An 18,304-nucleotide genomic window follows, 5' to 3' on the forward strand; every position below is an offset into this window, starting at 1 on the left:
TCGAGAAAAGGTCGCGGAAAATCCACTACCGGATGCTACCGCCAGGGCTGGCGAACCCGCATCTACAGGCTCCGGCAGTCCAGCCACTGCACGCCGTTGTAGCGGTTGCCATCCAGCAGCGCCGGCACCGCCAGCGCCGCCTTGGCGTGGGTGTCATGGAACAGGATGATGCCCCGGCGCCAGAGCAGCATCAGGGTCTGTACCCGCTGGGCGGCGGCCGTGGCACTGACCTTCTTGCTCCAGTCCTGGGAGTCGATGTTCCACAGCATCAGCTGCATGCCCTGGGCCTTGAAGAACCCGGCACTGTCGCTGCGCCGTTGCCCGTAGGGCGGTCGAAACAGCGGCTGGTATGCATCCGCCAGGGTACGGCTGGCCAGGTTAGCGCTATGGATTACCGAGTTCTGCCATTCGCCCCACGACGCATGGGATTTATGTTCCCAGCCGTGTATGCCCACGCACTGGCCGTCGTACAGGCCGCGCATCTGCACCTCCGACGACTGGTTCAAGCGCGCCTGGAACGAGTCCCCCAGGACAAAGAACAGGCCGTGCAGATCCTCGGCACGCAGCACCTCCAGCAATTGATCCGTACGTCCATCCCGCGGGCTCGGACCGTCATCAAAGGTCAGCAGGAACTGGCGGTCCGCCAGTTCATCGCCCAGGTGCTCGGCCGGGGCCATGCGCCGGATCTCGCTGCTGACGCTGGGAAACAGCGCCGCCAGCCGCAGCTGCTCGTGCAGGTACTGCTGATGAAAGCGCGCGCTGGCCTCGGCCCAGGCGCCGTAGGTGGCTTTGCTGTCGCCGGTGAAACCGGCCGCCAGCTGGCGCAGGTCCCCCAGGTTGCGCACCGGTGGGCAGAACGGCGCGCCGTCGCAGTCCTGGCTGGCCAGGCGGTAGTTTTCCAGCAGCAGCTCCCAGAAGCGCTGGCGCACCTGGTTCACCGAGGCCAGGTCCAGCTGGCGCACGCCCAGGCGCTGCTTCAGGGCCGACTCATCCAGTGCCTCGCTGGCCAGCAAGACCTTGGCGAACATCAGAATCTCGCCCCGTGATGCGGTGTCGAACTCCACAGAGCTGGTCAGGGAATTCGGCCAGCCACTGCGATCAATGGTGGCAAACTCCAACGGCCCAGCTGCTTGAGCCACGCCCATGGACAGGCACAGCGCCAGCAACCAGGAAAAAACAGCAGTGCGCATTACAACCTCCATAAATGCACAACGCGCCACTGCCGGCGCGTTGTGGGATAACTTTCGCCTGTGCGATCAGTGGCTGTTCAGCCGCTCTATCGCCTGGTCGTAGACCGGGTTGGCCTTCTGTTCCCGGGCCTTCCGATAGTGTTCCAGGGCCGTGGCCAACTGCCCGGCATCCTCGTAGATGCGCCCCATGTCGTAGTAGGCACTGGCGCGCACGGTGGATGCATTCGGGCCGCTGGCCAGGGCAATCGCCTGGCGGTCGGCGACTATCGCCTCGTCCGGCCGGCTGTGCTTGCGCGCGGCCAGGGCCAGGTTGCTGTAGGCCTGGGCATAGCCCGGCTCCAGCTCGATGGCTTCGCGGTAGTAGACGGTCGCCCCGCCGAAGTCACCCTTGCGGTAAGACGCCTCGCCTTTCTGGTTGAGGCTTTTCGCGGTGACCGGGCCCAGGTCCTTGGCCACTACTTCTTCGATGGTCTTGGACTTTTCCAGCAACGGATCGAACTCGCTCATCAGCGCATCCGGCTCCTGGCTGCTTTGCAGCATGCGGTCGATATCCTGCAACTGGCCATCGGCGCTCAGGCGAAACACCAGCCACAGGTTGCCCTGGCGGTTCTGCGGCACCCGGTAGCTGCGGATCAGCGCTGGGCCCTTGTAGACAAAGACCTGGGCCTGGCTGCGGCCCAGGCGCAGCGAGTCGGGGTTATTGCCATTGGTGAAATCGTGCACGGCATAGAGATAGGCATCGCCCGTCACACGCTGGTCGATGGTGATGGTTTCCGGCCCGCGGCTGTCGCTGCTGTCCGTATCCAGGTGGGCGCCGGGCCCTTTGCCATTGGCGAAGTACAGCAGCTTGTGGGGGTAGCTCAGGTGCGCGTCCAGGTCCTCCCCGGGTGCGCTCCAGCTCAGCACCACCCGCAGGCTCTCGGGGTTTTCCAGCAGCGGGCTCAAGGCATAGCTCAAGCCCTGGCACGGGCATTTGACCCGCAGCTCGCTGTACCCCGCCTTGCGCAGCAGCAGCTCAGTGGCCGAGGTATCGGCCGCATCCGTGGCCAGGGTCACCCGGCCCTCGGCGTCAGTACGCCCTGCCGCCCGGTTCGCCGCCTGTTGCACCTGCACGTCGGCATCGGCCAATGGTGCGCCCTTGGCCACGGCATCCAGCACCTGGATCGACAACGGCTGGGCCTGGGCCAAACTCGCTAGCATCCCTAGCCACAACAACGCCGCGAAGCGAAACAAAGCCATAACAAAATCCCTGTAGATAAAGGTGGCCAGGCCTCTGCCCCAGCCCACCCGCGAGCGGCGAACCATACACAGTTTTGCCCGCCAATGCTCGGCCCGAAATGCCAGAGGGGCCATGACGGGACAGTCACCAGTGCCTGCCTGCAGTCCACCTCGAGCACTTGCAAGCCAATCGGCAAATCGCCGTACACTGCCCCCTCTCAAAAGCTGCCAATGGACTGCGAATATGCACCTGGCCCCCGATTTTCCCGACGACGCCACCATGCGCCAACTGATGCAACTGCTGCATGAGGAGATCGGCCTGCCCGAGCGCAAGACCCTGCGCCTGAGCAGCGCGATCAACCTCGACCTGGGCTGCGACGGCGCCGATGCCCGGCATTTGCTGCTGGCCCTGGAAGAACAGTTCGACATCGACTTCGCCGACTTCGACAGCTACCGCTACTTCCAGCCCGAAGGCCATGACCCGGCGCTGAAACGCCGGGCCAAGGGCCGTGACGACAAGCTGCCGCTGACCATTGGCATGCTCTACCAGGCCATCAGGCACGGGCGTTGGGACACCGAGGAACTGGAGGGGCTCTGAGGCTGGGCGACTGAAGGGCTGAAGCTCAATATCAGCGAAGCCGACAACGCCCTGGACCTTGAACTGGCACGGGAAGTCGCGGCATATTTCCGCCTCTCTCGCGCAGAAGCCCAGGGCATTATCGAGCACTGCCAGAACGTGGTTCGCCAGTGGCCAACCCTGGCCCAGGCGCTCGGGCTGTCCCGGGCGGAACAGGAGCGCATGGCGCCGGCCTTTCGCCTCGCGGATCAGTAGCCAGCACGACCGTTGGACTTCTCCAACCGGTCAATCGACAAGGACAGTCAGTGGACGTATTGATGGGTTTGCTCGCTGCCCTGCTCTGGGGCGGCACCGATTTTCTCGTGGGCCTCAACGTGCGCGCCGTGGGCGTGAAACGTGCGGTGTTCTTCGGCCAGGCCCTGGGCGTTTGCCTGATGAGCCTGTTGCTGGTGATCTTTCCCGCCTACCTGTTCAAGGCCATGGCTGCGCCTGTGGAGGTCTGGTTGATGGGCGTGCTCGCCGCGGCCTTTACCGTCACCGGCGCCCTGGCCCTGGGCAAGGCCTTCGCCCTAGGCAAAGCATCCATCGTGGCGCCGCTGGTGACCTCCTATGGCGTGGTTACCACCCTGCTGTCCTGGGCCAGCGGCGAGCAGATCAGCCTGATCCAGCTGCTGTGCATCCTGTTGTGCGTGCTTGGCGTGATCCTCTCCAGCATGCACGCGGACTCCAAGCTGCCCCATAGCACCGACTTCGGCCGCTCAATCATCTACGCCCTGCTCTCGGCCCTTCTGTATGGCGCCAGCTTCTGGCTGCAGGGCCGCTTCACCCTGCCGCAACTGGGTCCCATCAGCATGCTCTGGCTGGGCTATGTGGTGGGCACCAGCGTGATGCTGTTGATGGTGCTGAGCATTCCCGATGGGCTGAAGATCCCGCCGCTGAAAAACTGCGGCACCCTGGCCGCCACCAGCCTGATGAACCTGGGCGCCTTCTTCGCCTTTTCCTGGGGCGCCATGAGCGGCTCGGTGTCGGTGGTGACGGTGATCAGCACCCTGTCCGGCGGCATTGCCGCAGTGCTGGGTTATCTGTTCTTCAAGGAGCGCCTGACGGCGGTGCAGGTGACGGGGGTGGCGCTGGTGCTGCTGGGGGCGTTGTTGCTGCACCTGAAGGCCTGACAGGCATAAAAAAACCGCCCCGAAGGGCGGTTTTTTTCATGGCGGGTCGAGGCTTACAGCTTCGGACCAGCAGCCTTGATCGCGTCGCTTACGTCGAACTTCTTGAAGTTCTCGATAAACAGGCCGGCCAGGGCCTTGGCGGCTTCGTCGTAGGCGGCTTGGTCAGCCCAGGTGTTGCGTGGGTTGAGCAGGCCGGTGTCGACGCCTGGAACGGCTTTCGGCACGTCCAGGTTGACGATGTCCAGGTGCTCGGTCTCGGCACCGATCAGTGCGCCGCTCTGGATCGCTGCAATCACGCCACGGGTGGTGGGGATGTTGAAGCGCTTGCCCACGCCGTAGCCACCGCCGGTCCAGCCGGTGTTGACCAGGTAGACCTTGGAGCCGAAGCCGCGGATACGCTTGATCAGCAGCTCGGCGTATTCGCCTGCAGGACGCGGGAAGAACGGCGCGCCGAAGCAGGTGGAGAAGGTCGACTTGATGCCCGAGCCCGAACCCATTTCAGTCGAGCCCACCAGCGCGGTGTAGCCGGACAGGAAGTGGTAGGCCGCTTGTTCTTCGCTGAGGATCGACACTGGCGGCAGTACGCCGGTCAGGTCGCAGGTCAGGAAGATCACCGCGTTGGGCTCACCACCGAGGTTCTTCGGTGCGCGTTTTTCGATCAGCTCGCGCGGGTAGGCGGCGCGGCTGTTCTGGGTCAGGCTGTCGTCGGCGTAGTCGGCCTTCTTGTTGGCATCCAGAACCACGTTTTCCAGAACGGCGCCGTGCTGGATGGCTTTCCAGATCACCGGCTCGTTCTTCTCCGACAGGTCGATGCACTTGGCATAGCAACCGCCTTCGATGTTGAACACCACGCCCACGCCCCAGCCGTGTTCGTCGTCACCGATCAGGTAACGGCTTTCGTCGGCCGACAGGGTGGTCTTGCCGGTGCCCGACAGACCGAAGAACAGGGTCACGTCGCCTTCTTCGCCCATGTTGGCGGCGCAGTGCATCGGCAGTACGTCGACCGCCGGCAGCAGGAAGTTCTGTACCGAGAACAGGGCTTTCTTCATTTCACCGGCGTAGCGCATGCCGGCGATCAGCACTTTCTTGGCCGCGAAGTTGATGATCACGGTGCCGTCGGAGTTGGTGCCGTCACGCGCAGGTTCGCAGACGAAGTTCGGCGCGTTGAGGATCTGCCACTCGGCCTTGCCACCGGCGTTGTACTGCTCTGGGTTGATGAACAGGCAACGGCCGAACAGGTTGTGCCAGGCAGTCTCGGTGGTCATTTTCACCGGCAGGTAGTGCGCCGGGTCGGAACCTACATGCACATGGGAAACAAAACGCTCACGCTCACCCACATAGGCTTCAACGCGGTCCCACAGGGCGTCGAACTTGGCCGCCGGGAACTTGCGGTTGATCGGGCCCCAGGCAATGGCGTCCTGGGTGCTGGGCTCTTCAACGATGAAACGATCCACTGGCGAACGGCCGGTACGATGACCGGTGCGTACCACCAGAGCGCCGGTATCGGCCAGTTCGCCCTCACCGCGGTTCAGGGCTTCTTTGACCAGATCATCCACACTCAGATCGGTGTACACGGCGTTATTGGCTTGCGTCATGAGGTTCCCCGTCGGCCAGTGGCCGAGTGCTCCAAACGTTTTGTAGTAGAAAGTCGCGCACTACTACCGCGAAAAAAGTGCGCCGGATTATGCCAGAAAAGCCCAAAAAAAGTAGGGTCCTCCCGTCAGTACGGCGTAATTCCGGCGTTTGCCAGGTAATTTACCTGCGCTGAACCGTTTTAGTGACGAGTATCTGACGGTGTATCCACACCCGCTCCGGCGAACAATTGCGCAATATCCGCGGCATCGAACAGGTAGCGTTCGTTGCAGAACTGGCAATCGATCTCGATGCTGCCGCCATGTTCCACCACCAGTTCCTGCGCATCTTCCAGCCCCAGGCTGACCAGGGCATTGCCCGAACGCTCGCGGGAGCAGCTGCAGCGGAAGCGCAGTGGCTGCACGTCGAACAGGCGCACGGCCTCTTCGTGGTACAGGCGATGCAGAATGGTTTCGTTGTCCAGGCTCAGCAGTTCATCAGCGCTCAGGGTGCTGGCCAGGGCGGTGAGGTGCTGCCAGTTGGCGTCGCGCTCTTCGGGGTCGCGCAGGCGGTCGGCGGGCAGCTGTTGCAGCAGCAGGCCACGGGCATTGCGGCCGTCGGCGTAGAGCCAGAAACGGGTGCCGGTCTGCTGCGACATGACGAAGTAGTTGGTGAAGCATTCCGCCAGGGTCGCGCCGTCCAGGTCGACGATGCCCTGGTAGCGCTGGCCCTGGGTCGGGTCCACGGTCAAGGCCAGGACGCCATCGGGCATCAGGTCGGCAAGGGTTGCATCCGGGGCGATCTGCGCGGCGTCGTAACGCGCCAGGCCGCGAATCTCGCGCTCGCTGGAGCACTCGATCATCAGCAACGGCACCGGGCCTTCGGAGCGCGCTTGAAGAATCAGCAAGCCATCGAACTTCAGGGTGCCGACCAGCAACGACGCCGCCGCCATCAGCTCGCCGAGCAGTTGCGCAACCGGCTCGGGATAGGGGTGTTTGGCAAGGACTTCAGCGTAACTGCGCTCCAGCGCCACCAGCTCGCCGCGGGCGTCGCTCTCATCGAAGATGAAGCGTTGAGTGAAGTCGGTATCCGGCAAATCAGTCATAGGTCTGGGTATCTGAATGATGACAAAAAGGTTACAAGCACCGAAAATTTGCGATCTGCACCATGAGGGTGCAGTTTTTTTGCGGTGATTGGAGATATTTTATGAACAATCCGGGTTTGTTCCAAGCAAGGTGGAACCTCGGCAAGCTGGCTCTGTGCAATCTACTCCCTTTGGCCCTGCTGGGTTTCTGGTTATGGCCCACCGGACAGACGCTCTGCTTGACGTTCGACGAATGGCTGTTCCATCACCTCAACGCTCCCCTCGCCACCCACTCCACCTGGCTGCATATCTGGGCCGTGGCCAGCCTGCGCCCCTTCGACGTGGTGGTGGGCCTGATCATGCTGGGCCTGCTGATTCGCGGTGACTGGGTGTTCAAGGCGGTGGACGTACGCCGAGCCTTTTTCGGCTTTCTGTCGATCCTGATTCTTATGGTGGTGATTCGCGCGCTGTTTTCCAAGTTGGTGGCGCTGATGAACTGGCAGCACAACAGCCCGTCCATGGTGCTCGACGGCGCGGTACACATGAGCGACTACTTCCCGGGCTGGGAAAAAACCTGGGAACTCAAGGACCGCTCGAGCCAGAGTTTCCCTGGCGACCATGCTTCGGTGCTGCTGATCTGGGGCTTGTTCATGGGCATTTTCGCCCGCAGCGCCGGCCAGTTCCTGACGGTCTGGGGCCTGACCCTGCTGTTCATGATGCCGCGCCTGGTGGCCGGTGCGCACTGGGGCCAGGACGACTATATAGGTGGCGTGCTGCTGGCGGTGCTGGCCCTGGGCTGGGGCTTCTACACCCCGTACGCGGCGCGGATGTCGAACTTCCTGCTGCGCCTGACCTACCCACTGTTCAAGCTGCTGGGTCATATGCCGCTGCTGTCACGCATGAGCGTGGTGCGCGCCAGCAGCCTGCTGCGCTAAGCAGCTCTGCAGGGCTTGCCAGCGAAGGCGTCCTCAAGGGCCCATTCGCCGGCAAGCCGGCTCCTACCGTCTTACTCGTGGCTGCTGCCATGGAACTTGAACAGGTCACGGCGCTGCTTCTTGCTCGGTTTGCCATCGGTGCTCACTCCCAGGGCGCCGGCCTTGCGCTGGGCGGCGGCGGTTTCACGCTTGGCGATACTGGCCGCGGTTTCCTCATACAGGGTCTGCGCCTCGGGAGCGCCGCGGCGCACGATGGACAGCGCCTGGACCACCACGGTGCGCTCATCGAAGCCGGCGCGGATCTGGTATTCATCGCCAATGCGCGGTTCCTTGCCCGGCTTGCAGCGCTCGCCACGGTGATGCACCTTGCCGCTTTCGATGGCGGCCTTGGCCAGGGCACGGGTCTTGTAGAAGCGCGCCGCCCACAGCCACTTGTCCAGGCGAACCTTGTCCTCTTCGTCTTCCTGCTTGTGCGCCACGGAAATTCCTCTGCTGAAAAATGCTGCAACTGTACAACCGCGCAGCCAATACTCATAAAGCTTGCCGTTCACCTAAAATACCGCAGCCGACAAGTCCCTCCAGCGCTGGAAATCCGACGTCGAGAAAGCTATCGCCATTTGCCGCGGATTCTGCGTGAATACCGCGAATCCGGCCCGGGCGGCTATTGTCACAATCTATGCCCAGTCGAAGGTTAGAGTTCAGCGCTGAACAAGACGCTCTCGGCAACGATAAAATTGGGCCACTGGCTCACCAACGCTGTATTCAACACCCTGGCCCCGGCCTGGAAAGGCTCATTGTGGATTGCCCTTATTGAAGACTTTTGACCAATTGACCGTTGTCGGTCTGCGCGAGTGGGTGGCGCTCCCGGATCTGGGAGTGGCCGGCCTGCGCGCCAAGATCGATACCGGCGCCAGTACCTCCAGCCTGCATGCCACCGAGATCGAGCCCTTCGAGCGCGACGGTGAGCAGTGGGTGCGCTTCAATGCCCATCTGGGCAGCGTGGTGCAATTGCGTCATCGGCGTTGCGAAGCGCCGCTGGTGACGATGAAAACCATCAAGAGCTCCAACGGCCAGGCCCAGGTGCGCTATGTGATCAGCACCACCCTGGCCCTGGGCGATCGCGTCTGGCGGGTGGAATTCACCCTCGCCTGCCGCAAGGCCATGCGCTATCGCCTGCTGCTGGGTTCCAAGGCCCTGATCCACGGCCAGTTGGTGGTCAATCCGGGTATCAAGTACGTACAAGACAAACCGGTGTTCCCGGTATCCACTACCTCTGCCACAGGTGTTGCATGAAGATCGCTGTGCTGTCGCGTAACCCGCGTCTGTATTCCACTCGTCGCCTGGTCGAGGCCGGCACCGAGCGTGGCCATGAAATGGTAGTGGTCGACACCCTGCGCGCCTATATGAACATCGCCAGCCACAAGCCGCAGATCCACTACCGCGGCAAGCCCCTGGAGGGCTTCGATGCGGTGATCCCGCGGATCGGCGCATCGGTGACCTTCTATGGCTGCGCAGTGCTGCGCCAGTTCGAAATGATGGGGGTGTTCCCCCTCAATGAATCGGTGGCCATCGCCCGCTCCCGGGACAAGCTGCGCTCGCTGCAGCTGCTGTCGCGGCGTGGCATCGGCCTGCCGGTGACCGGCTTCGCCCACTCGCCGGACGACATCCCCGACCTGATCGAGATGGTCAACGGCGCGCCGCTGGTGATCAAGGTGCTGGAAGGCACCCAGGGCATCGGCGTGGTGCTCTGTGAAACCGCCACCGCGGCGGAGTCGGTGATCGAGGCCTTCATGGGCCTGAAGCAGAACATCATGGTTCAGGAATACATCAAGGAAGCCGGCGGCGCCGACATCCGCTGCTTCGTGGTGGGCGACAAGGTGATCGCGGCGATGAAGCGCCAGGCCAAGCCGGGGGAGTTCCGCTCCAACCTGCATCGCGGTGGCAGCGCCAGCCTGATCAAGATCACCCCGGAAGAACGCATGACCGCGCTACGGGCGGCCAAGGTCATGGGCCTGAGCGTGGCGGGGGTGGATATCCTGCGCTCCAATCACGGGCCGCTGGTGATGGAAGTCAATTCCTCGCCAGGCCTGGAAGGTATCGAAACCACCACCGGCAAGAACGTGGCGGGCATCATCATCGAGCACATCGAGAAGAATGGCGGGCCAAACATGACCCGCACCAAAGGCAAAGGATAGGAGCAGGGGCGAGCTGTTAGCGGCAAGCGGCAAGAGAAAAGCACGCAGCCTTTCTCTTGCCGCTAGAAGCTTGCAACTTGCCGCTGCCCTTAATCTGCATCCCGTGGCAGCAGCAGTCCCAGCGGCAGCCGCACCCGGGCTTCCAGGCCGCCATCCGGACGGTTGCGCAGTTCGACGTTACCGCCATGCATCGCGGCAATCCGCTTGACGATAGCCAAACCCAGGCCGGTGCCCTTGCCGCCCCGGGCGCGGTCGCCGCGGGTGAAGGGGTTGAAGATCGCCTCCAGCTCCGAAGGATCGATCCCCGCGCCACGGTCCATCACGCTCAGCACCACATAGGGGGCACTGGTGTCGCCGGAGACATAGGCGGCCACGTCGACGTCGGTGCCCGCGTGGTTCAGGGCGTTGCCAATCAGGTTGTTGAGCAGGCGCTTCATCGACACCCGGCGCAGCGGAAATGGCTGGATCGGTTCCAGGCGCAGGTGCACCCGCTCTTGGTTCTGGTTATAGGGCGCCACCACTTCCTGCACCAGGTCGCCCAGGTCCACCTCTTCCACCGACTCGTCGCGACCATCGCGGATAAAGGCCAGGAACTGATCGAGAATGGCGTCCATGTCCTCGATATCCCGCACCATGTCGTCGGTCAGGTCGGTGTGATCCCCCATCAATTCCAGTGATAGGCGCAAGCGCGTCAGCGGCGTGCGCAGGTCATGGGACACCCCCGCCAGCATCAGCTCCCGTTCGCGTCCCGCCTGCTCCACGTCCTCGGCCATCTGGTTGAAGGCGCGATAGACCTCGGTCATCTCGCTGGGCGTATCGCTGATGGGCAAGCGCACGCTGCGCCCCTGGCCCAGTTGCCGCGCGGCATACACCAGGCGCTTGAGGGGCTGGTTGAGCTGGCTGACGAAAATCCACGCCGAAGCGGTGGACAGCAGGCCGATGGCCAGGAACCAGCCCAGCACGCTCCAGATCTTCTGCCCGCGCAGCGGGTGCGGGTACAACGGCACCTTGAGCCAGCCATCCCCCAGGCTCGGCGCCCGTACCCAGAGCGCCGGCGGCGCATGCATGCGCAAGCGCACCTCGGTGTCGGCGCCCAGCTCGGCCTGCATCTGCCGCTGGTAGATCTCGCTGTAGGGCCAGTGCTGTTCGCCGGCCGGAACGCCGCTGCCCACCACCTTGATCAGGCCGGCGGCCTCGGCGATCTGGTCGCGGTTGGATTCATCGGCAGCCCAATAGGCGCGCAGGGTCAGGGCCACGCCGTGGCTGTACTGGCGGTCCACCAGCACGTCCTCGTTCATCAACAGATAAACCAGGGTCAAGGCCTTGGAAAACAGCACCACGATCAGCACCAGCCACAGGGTGCGGGAGAAGAAACTCTGGGGGAACCACAGCGGGGTTTTCATAAACAGCCATTACACACTTTGCAGGAGCGAGTCGCGCTCACAGGGTGGCGGAATGCGAACGCCCGGGTCGACTGCCCGGGCGCTCGCTCCTACAAATCACCTATCACTTGGTCGCCGTGCCATCCGGCACAAAGACGTAACCCACGCCCCAGACGGTCTGGATATAGCGCGGCTTGGAAGGATCGGGCTCGATCATCCGCCGCAGGCGGGAAATCTGCACGTCGATGGAGCGCTCCAGGGCGTCCCACTCGCGGCCACGGGCCAGGTTCATCAGCTTGTCCCGGGTCAGCGGCTGGCGTGCGTTCATCACCAGGGCCTTGAGCACCGCGAACTCACCGGTGGTGAGCATGTGCACTTCATCGCCGCGCTTGAGTTCGCGGGTGGCCAGGGACAGCTCGTAGTCACCGAAGGTCACGCTTTCGTCTTCGCTGCCCGGTGCACCCGGCACCGGAGCCGACTGGCGGCGCAGCACAGCCTTGACCCGGGCCATCAGCTCGTCAGGGTTGAAGGGCTTGGCCAGGTAGTCGTCGGCCCCCAGTTCCAGGCCCTTGATACGGCTCAACTCGTCGCCCTTGGCGGTGAGCATGATGATCGGGATCTGGTTGTTCGCGCTGCGCAGGCGGCGGCAGGCAGTCAGGCCGTCTTCGCCGGGCAGCATCAGGTCGAGTACCACCAGGTTGAACACTTCGCGACCCAGCAGGCGGTCCATTTGCTCGGTGTTCGGAACTGCGCGGGCACGGTAGCCCTTGCTGACGAAGAAACGCTCCAGCAGGCTGCTCAGCCCTGGATCATCGTCAACAATAAGAATTTTTTCGCCTTCAGCAGTTTGTGCAGTGCTGCTCATTGGATGCTCCTCTAATCTCGGTGCGCATTATGGCGTAGCTGCCGTTATACGCACCGTGTGCATTGTTAGCAGATTTTTCCTCTATCGCCAGCAAACCCGCTGTCGGCCGGGCTTGCGCAAGCCCACCCGATTTCGGTCACGCTGGGTATAATGCGCCGCCTTTGGTGTTGGGCAATATTTGATCAGTACGTCTGCGGCCGGTTTATTTATGTGCCTGGGCCGGCAGTATTTTTTCGATTTCACGGGTCAACAGGCAGCCTTTTGATCCAGGTGGCGGCGCGCGCCAGGCCGCTCAACCAGACCCACCGGGAGCGCCAATCGTTCCCCCGGGCCTGCTTTCACACATTTGTCAGGTGGTTTTATGGACAGCATCAACAGCCGCATTGCCGAGGAACTCGGCGTACGCCCACAGCAGGTCGAAGCGGCCGTCGCACTCTTGGATGAAGGCTCCACCGTGCCCTTCATCGCCCGTTACCGCAAAGAAGTCACCGGCAGCCTCGATGACACCCAGCTGCGTCATCTGGAAGAGCGCCTGCGCTACCTGCGCGAACTCGACGAGCGGCGGATCAGCATCCTCGCCAGCATCGAGGAGCAGGGCAAACTGACCCCGGAACTGGCTCGCGAGATCAAGCTGGCCGACACCAAGACCCGCCTCGAAGACCTCTACCTGCCTTATAAGCAGAAGCGCCGCACCAAGGGCCAGATCGCCCTGGAAGCCGGCCTCGGCGAGCTGGCCGACGGCCTGTTCAACGACCCGGGCCTGACCCCGGAAGCCGAAGCCGCACGCTTTGTCGATGCGGAAAAAGGCGTGGCCGACGTCAAGGCCGCCCTGGAAGGCGCCAAGTACATCCTCATGGAGCGCTTCGCCGAGAACGCCAGCCTGCTGGACAAGCTGCGCAACTTCCTCAAGCAGGAAGCCACCCTCAGTGCCCGCGTGATCGCCGGCAAGGAAGAGGAAGGCGCCAAGTTCCGCGACTACTTCGAACACGATGAACCGCTGAAAAGCATGCCGTCGCACCGCGCCCTGGCGATTTTCCGTGGCCGCAACGAAGGCATTCTCAGCTCCGCACTGAAAGTGGGTGACGAGCTGCCGGGCACCATGCACCCCTGCGAAGGCATGATCGGCCAGCAATTCGGCATCCAGAACCAGAGCCGCCCAGCGGACAAGTGGCTGGGCGAAGTGGTGCGCTGGACCTGGAAGGTCAAGCTCTACACCCACCTGGAAACCGACCTGCTGGGCGAGCTGCGCGACGGCGCGGAAACCGAGGCGATCAACGTTTTCGCCCACAACCTGCACGACCTGCTGCTGGCCGCACCGGCCGGCCCGCGCGCCACCCTGGGCCTGGACCCGGGCCTGCGCACCGGCTGCAAGGTGGCGGTGGTGGATGCCACTGGCAAGCTGCTGGACCACGCCACCGTCTACCCCCACGTGCCCCACAACAAGTGGGACCAGACCATCGCCACCCTGGCCGCCCTGTGCGCCAAGCACTCGGTGGACCTGATCGCCATCGGCAACGGCACCGCCAGCCGCGAGACCGACAAGCTGGCCGCCGACCTGATCAAGAAATACCCGGCCATGAAGATGACCAAGGTCATGGTGTCAGAAGCCGGCGCCTCGGTGTACTCGGCCTCGGAACTGGCGGCCAAGGAATTCCCCGACCTGGACGTGTCGATCCGTGGCGCGGTGTCCATCGCCCGCCGCCTGCAAGACCCGCTGGCCGAACTGGTGAAGATCGATCCGAAATCCATCGGCGTCGGCCAGTACCAGCACGACGTGTCGCAGCTGAAACTGGCTCGCGGCCTGGACGCGGTAGTGGAAGACTGCGTGAACGCCGTGGGCGTGGACGTCAACACCGCTTCCGTGGCCCTGCTGGCGCGGATCTCCGGCCTTAACGCGACCCTGGCGCAGAACATCGTCAGCCACCGCGACGAGCACGGTGCCTTCAAGACCCGCGCCGCGCTGAAAAAGGTGGCCCGCCTGGGTGAAAAGACCTTCGAACAAGCCGCCGGCTTCCTGCGGGTGATGAACGGCGACAACCCGCTGGACGCTTCGGCGGTGCACCCGGAGGCCTACCCGCTGGTGCAGCGCATCGCCGCCGACACTGGCCGCGACATTCGCTCGCTGATTGGCGACAGCGGCTTCCTCAAGCGCCTGGACCCGAAGAAATTCACCGACGAAACCTTCGGCCTGCCCACCGTCACCGACATCCTCCAGGAACTGGACAAGCCCGGCCGCGACCCACGCCCTGAGTTCAAGACCGCCGAGTTCCAGGAAGGCGTCGAAGACCTCAAGGACCTGCAACCGGGGATGATTCTCGAAGGCGTGGTGACCAACGTCACCAACTTCGGCGCCTTCGTCGATATCGGCGTGCACCAGGACGGCCTGGTGCACATCTCGGCGCTGTCGGAAAAGTTCATCAAGGACCCCCGTGAAGCGGTCAAGGCCGGTGATGTGGTCAAGGTCAAGGTCATGGAAGTGGATATTCCGCGCAAGCGCGTGGGCCTGTCGATGCGCATGAGCGACACCCCGGGCGAGAAAGTCGACGGCGCGCGCGGTTCCCGTCCGGGCTCCGCACCACGCCAGTCCCAGGGCAGCGCGCCACGCAAGGAAACCGCCACCGCGGCGCCAAGCAACAACGCCATGGCCTCGCTGTTTGCCAACGCCAAGCAGTTGAAGAAACGTTGATGGAAGTCCCGGCCGGCCTGACCCAAAGCGCCTTCAGCCAACTGCTTGGCTGCCGCCTGCAACGCCTGGAGACCGGCGAGGCCGACGTCGCCCTGGAGCTGACCCCGCAACTGCGCAACCGCGGGCAGAAGCTCCACGGCGGGGCGATCTTCAGCCTGGTGGACATCGCCATGGGCCTGGCCTGCTCCAGCACCCATGGTTTTGACCAGCAGAGCGCCACCATCGAATGCAAGATCAACTACATCCGCGCCGTGGCCGAGGGTGAAGTGCTGTGCCGGGCCAGGGTGATCCACCCCGGCCGCCGCACCCTGGTGGTGGAAGCGGACGTGATCCAGGGCGACAAACTGGTCGCAAAAGCACAAGGCACCTTCGCGGTCCTATAGCTCCCCGTCATGAAATTGGGTTAATTTCGGCGCTGCAAAAGCGGCGTCGGAGTTTTCCTGCCCACGCTGAAGCCAGATTCAGGGATGAAGGATTGGCGTTTTCAAGCGAGTCGGCTTGACTCAAAAACCAGGCGAAAACGCCAGTTTTAACTTCACCCTTGTAGACCGTCCTGCCCACCCCCATATTGGGGCGACTGACGCGTGAAGGAATCCAACTTGAGCGAACTTCTCAACCGCCGCCTGGCTCTGCTCGGCGAGCGCGCTAACCTCTCCCTGCTCGAGCAGTGCCTGCACGGTATCGAACGTGAATGCCTGCGTGTCACCAGCGAAGGCCGCCTGGCACAGACCCCGCACCCGGAAGAACTGGGTTCCGCGCTGACCAACGAACAGATCACCACCGACTATTCCGAGTCGCTGCTGGAGTTCATCACCCCGGCCCTCAAGGACCCGGCGGATACCCTGGCCAGCCTCGACAAGATTCATCGCTTCGCCTACAGCAAGCTCGGCAACGAGTACCTGTGGAGTCCATCGATGCCGTGCCCGTTGCCGGCCGAGGAAGACATTCCGATCGCCTATTACGGCACCTCCAACATCGGCCAGCTCAAGTACGTGTACCGCAAGGGCCTGGCCCTGCGCTACGGCAAGACCATGCAGTGCATCGCCGGCATCCACTACAACTTCTCCCTGCCCGAAGCGCTGTGGCCGCTGCTCAAGCAGGCCGAGGGCTTCAGTGGTAGCGACCGTGACTACCAGTCCTCGGCCTATATCGCGCTGATTCGCAATTTCCGCCGCTACAGCTGGCTGCTGATGTACCTGTTCGGTGCCTCGCCGGCCCTGGACGCGGGCTTTTTGCGCGGTCGCGCGCACCAGCTGGAACAGCTCGACGCCGAGACCCTGTACCTGCCCTACGCCACCAGCCTGCGCATGAGCGACCTGGGTTACCAGAGCAAGGCCCAGGCCGGCCTGACCCCTTGCTACAACGATCTGAACAGCTACACCGACAGCCTGCGCAAGGCCGTGGCCACGCCCTATGCGCCTTATGTGGAAGTCGGCACCCACAAGGACGGCGAGTGGGTGCAGCTCAACACCAACATCCTGCAGATCGAAAACGAGTACTACTCCAATATCCGCCCCAAGCGCGTGACCTACACCGGCGAGCGGCCGATCCAGGCGCTGATGGCCCGTGGCATCCAGTACGTCGAAGTGCGCTGCCTGGACATCAACCCCTTCCTGCCCCTGGGCATCGACCTCCAGGAAGCCCGTTTCCTCGACGCCTTCCTGCTGTATTGCGCGCTCAACGACAGCCCGCTGCTGGAGAACAACGAGTGCGGCAACGCCTCCGCGAACTTCCTCGCGGTGGTCAAGGAAGGTCGGCGCCCGGGCCTGCAACTGCAGCGTCAGGGCCAGCCGGTAGAGATGAAGCAATGGGCCGCCGAGCTGCTGGAGCAGATCGCCCCGCTGGCCGCGCTGCTGGACCAGAGCCATGGCAGCGACGAACACAGCAAGGCCCTGGACGCCCAGCTGGCCAAGGTCAAGGATGCGTCCCTGACCCCTTCGGCCCAGGTGCTGGCGGCCATGAGCGCGCACAAGGAAAGCTTCAGCCAGTTCTCCCTGCGCCAGAGCCGGGCCCACGCCGAGCATTTCCGCAGCCAGGCCCTGGCCAAGGACGAGCAAGCCGCCTTCGAACAAGCCGCGCGCAAATCCCTGGAACAGCAAGCCGACCTGGAACAGAACGAGGTGGGTGATTTCGACGTATTCGTCGGCGCCTACCAGGCCAGCATCCTGGCCATCAGCAACTAGCGTGGCGAGGAGCTTGCTCCCGCTGGGTGGCGTAGCCACCCCAAACCTGACGACCGGATATTCCCGAATATCCGCGCCGCCTGAGTTGAGGGCTGCTTTGCAGCCCAGCGGGAGCAAGCTCCCTCGCCACGACAGCAGGCCGTATTTCCCCTCATAAGCTAATGCAAATAAGTTATTTATTTCTGCATTCTTAGATCATTTAGTCTCCTCCAACGCCGATCACCGGCCGCCTATGAGGAGCCCCCCGATGAAACTGCATTTCCCCCTTCGCCTCCTGGCGGCCGCGTCCCTGGCTGCAGCGAGCTTCCTGGCCCAGGCTGCAGACCTTACCGTCGCCTACCAGACCACCGTCGACCCGGCCAAGGTGGCCCAGGCCGACGGCAGCTATGAAAAAGCCACCCAGGCCAAGATCAATTGGCGCAAATTCGATAACGGCGCCGATGTGATCGCCGCCATCGCTTCCGGCGATGTGCAGATCGGCTACCTGGGCTCCAGCCCGCTGACCGCCGCCATCACCCGCAAGGTGCCGGTACAGACCTTCCTCATCGCCACCCAGATCGGTGCCGCCGAGGCCCTGGTGGCCCGCGATGGTTCCGGCATCAACAACCCGCAAGACCTGATCGGCAAGAAAGTCGCCGTGCCCTTCGTCTCCACCGGCCACTACAGCCTGCTGGCGGCGCTCAAGCACTGGAACATCGACCCGGCCAAGGTCCAGGTGCTCAACCTGGCACCGCCGGCGATCATCGCCGCCTGGAAACGCGGTGATATCGACGCCACCTACGTCTGGGACCCGGCCCTGGGCGTGGCCAAGGAAAACGGCAAGGTGCTGATCACTTCCGGTGAGCTGGCCAAGTTCGGCGCGCCGACCTTCGACGCCTGGATAGTGCGCAAGGATTTTGCCGAGAAGCACCCGGAAATCGTCAGCGCCTTCGCCAAGGTCACCCTGGATGCCTACGCCGACTACCGCAAGGACCCGCAGGCCTGGCTGGCCAAGCAGGACAACCTCGACAAGCTGGTGAAACTCTCCGGAGCCAAGGCCAGCGATATCCCACTGCTGCTGCAAGGCAACGTCTACCCATTGGCCGCTGACCAGGTGCTGAGCCTCGGCGCGCCCATCACCAAGGCCATCACCGACACCGCCGCCTTCCTCAAGGAGCAGGGCAAGGTCGACGCCGTACTGCCGGACTACGCCCCCTACGTCAGCGCCAAGTTCATCCCCGAGTAATCCGCCTCAGGACAGGAGAT

General features: G+C 63.4%; 16 protein-coding genes and 1 pseudogene. 10 read left to right on the top strand and 7 right to left on the bottom strand.

From position 1 onward, the window contains the following. Positions 1-62: 62 nt before the first annotated feature. Positions 63-1,190, bottom strand: a complete 1,128-nt coding sequence (locus J4P02_RS27705; RefSeq protein ID WP_426196409.1) for a polysaccharide deacetylase family protein — start codon at positions 1,188-1,190, stop codon at positions 63-65. A 66-nt stretch (positions 1,191-1,256) separates the two neighbouring features. Continuing rightward, positions 1,257-2,429 carry a tetratricopeptide repeat protein gene (locus J4P02_RS27710; RefSeq protein ID WP_426196411.1) on the bottom strand — a complete coding sequence of 391 codons (1,173 nt, stop codon included), beginning with the start codon at positions 2,427-2,429 and terminating at the stop codon, positions 1,257-1,259. 223 nt (positions 2,430-2,652) lie between these two features. Between J4P02_RS27710 and J4P02_RS27715 the strand changes: the two genes are divergently transcribed. The 3 genes and pseudogenes from J4P02_RS27715 (at position 2,653) to J4P02_RS27725 (ending at position 4,157) form a co-directional block, all read left to right on the top strand. Further along, positions 2,653-3,006, top strand: a complete 354-nt coding sequence (locus J4P02_RS27715; RefSeq protein WP_426196413.1) for a DUF1493 family protein — start codon at positions 2,653-2,655, stop codon at positions 3,004-3,006. 12 nt (positions 3,007-3,018) lie between these two features. Then, positions 3,019-3,240: pseudogene (locus J4P02_RS27720) on the top strand (type II toxin-antitoxin system HipA family toxin); the annotation flags it as partial. Positions 3,241-3,302: 62 nt separating this feature from the next. Beyond that, positions 3,303-4,157, top strand: a complete 855-nt coding sequence (locus tag J4P02_RS27725; RefSeq protein WP_426196415.1) for an EamA family transporter — start codon at positions 3,303-3,305, stop codon at positions 4,155-4,157. A gap of 53 nt (positions 4,158-4,210) precedes the next feature. Here J4P02_RS27725 and J4P02_RS27730 read toward each other — a convergent pair whose 3' ends face one another. Both J4P02_RS27730 and hslO read right to left on the bottom strand, forming a co-directional pair. Then, a complete protein-coding gene (locus tag J4P02_RS27730) occupies positions 4,211-5,752 on the bottom strand; it encodes a phosphoenolpyruvate carboxykinase (protein ID WP_426196417.1) in 1,542 nt (513 codons plus the stop codon). Between the two features lie 179 nt (positions 5,753-5,931). Continuing rightward, complete coding sequence (gene hslO / locus J4P02_RS27735) at positions 5,932-6,834, bottom strand: Hsp33 family molecular chaperone HslO (RefSeq protein ID WP_426196419.1); 903 nt, start codon at positions 6,832-6,834, stop codon at positions 5,932-5,934. A 101-nt stretch (positions 6,835-6,935) separates the two neighbouring features. Between hslO and J4P02_RS27740 the strand changes: the two genes are divergently transcribed. Continuing rightward, positions 6,936-7,748, top strand: a complete 813-nt coding sequence (locus J4P02_RS27740) for a phosphatase PAP2 family protein (protein ID WP_426196421.1) — start codon at positions 6,936-6,938, stop codon at positions 7,746-7,748. A 71-nt stretch (positions 7,749-7,819) separates the two neighbouring features. Here J4P02_RS27740 and J4P02_RS27745 read toward each other — a convergent pair whose 3' ends face one another. After that, positions 7,820-8,227: an RNA-binding S4 domain-containing protein gene (locus tag J4P02_RS27745; protein WP_426196423.1), complete on the bottom strand. Its 408-nt coding sequence runs from the start codon at positions 8,225-8,227 to the stop codon at positions 7,820-7,822. Between the two features lie 331 nt (positions 8,228-8,558). Here J4P02_RS27745 and J4P02_RS27750 point away from each other — a divergent pair, with 331 nt between their 5' ends. Both J4P02_RS27750 and rimK read left to right on the top strand, forming a co-directional pair. Continuing rightward, positions 8,559-9,041: an ATP-dependent zinc protease gene (locus J4P02_RS27750; RefSeq protein ID WP_426196425.1), complete on the top strand. Its 483-nt coding sequence runs from the start codon at positions 8,559-8,561 to the stop codon at positions 9,039-9,041. Further along, positions 9,038-9,943, top strand: a complete 906-nt coding sequence (gene rimK / locus J4P02_RS27755; protein ID WP_007931744.1) for a 30S ribosomal protein S6--L-glutamate ligase — start codon at positions 9,038-9,040, stop codon at positions 9,941-9,943. Before J4P02_RS27750 ends, rimK begins: the two co-directional genes overlap by 4 nt. A gap of 89 nt (positions 9,944-10,032) precedes the next feature. Here rimK and J4P02_RS27760 read toward each other — a convergent pair whose 3' ends face one another. After that, positions 10,033-11,346, bottom strand: a complete 1,314-nt coding sequence (locus J4P02_RS27760; protein ID WP_426196429.1) for an ATP-binding protein — start codon at positions 11,344-11,346, stop codon at positions 10,033-10,035. A gap of 103 nt (positions 11,347-11,449) precedes the next feature. Beyond that, entirely contained in the window at positions 11,450-12,190 is a 741-nt protein-coding gene (ompR, locus tag J4P02_RS27765) for a two-component system response regulator OmpR (RefSeq protein WP_016966992.1), read from the bottom strand. A 361-nt stretch (positions 12,191-12,551) separates the two neighbouring features. Between ompR and J4P02_RS27770 the strand changes: the two genes are divergently transcribed. The 4 genes from J4P02_RS27770 (at position 12,552) to tauA (ending at position 18,284) form a co-directional block, all read left to right on the top strand. Next, positions 12,552-14,876, top strand: coding sequence for a Tex family protein (locus J4P02_RS27770; RefSeq protein WP_426196432.1), 2,325 nt, complete (start codon positions 12,552-12,554; stop codon positions 14,874-14,876). Then, positions 14,876-15,259 carry a PaaI family thioesterase gene (locus J4P02_RS27775; RefSeq protein WP_426196434.1) on the top strand — a complete coding sequence of 128 codons (384 nt, stop codon included), beginning with the start codon at positions 14,876-14,878 and terminating at the stop codon, positions 15,257-15,259. Before J4P02_RS27770 ends, J4P02_RS27775 begins: the two co-directional genes overlap by 1 nt. 216 nt (positions 15,260-15,475) lie before the next feature. Then, positions 15,476-17,059 (top strand): glutamate--cysteine ligase, encoded by a 1,584-nt coding sequence (gshA, locus tag J4P02_RS27780; RefSeq protein WP_426196436.1) that lies wholly within the window; start codon positions 15,476-15,478, stop codon positions 17,057-17,059. A 247-nt stretch (positions 17,060-17,306) separates the two neighbouring features. Then, positions 17,307-18,284: a taurine ABC transporter substrate-binding protein gene (tauA, locus tag J4P02_RS27785; protein ID WP_426196439.1), complete on the top strand. Its 978-nt coding sequence runs from the start codon at positions 17,307-17,309 to the stop codon at positions 18,282-18,284. Positions 18,285-18,304: the final 20 nt, after the last annotated feature.

It is taken from the genome of Pseudomonas sp. NFXW11, from assembly GCF_049887815.1.
Taxonomy (GTDB): domain Bacteria; phylum Pseudomonadota; class Gammaproteobacteria; order Pseudomonadales; family Pseudomonadaceae; genus Aquipseudomonas.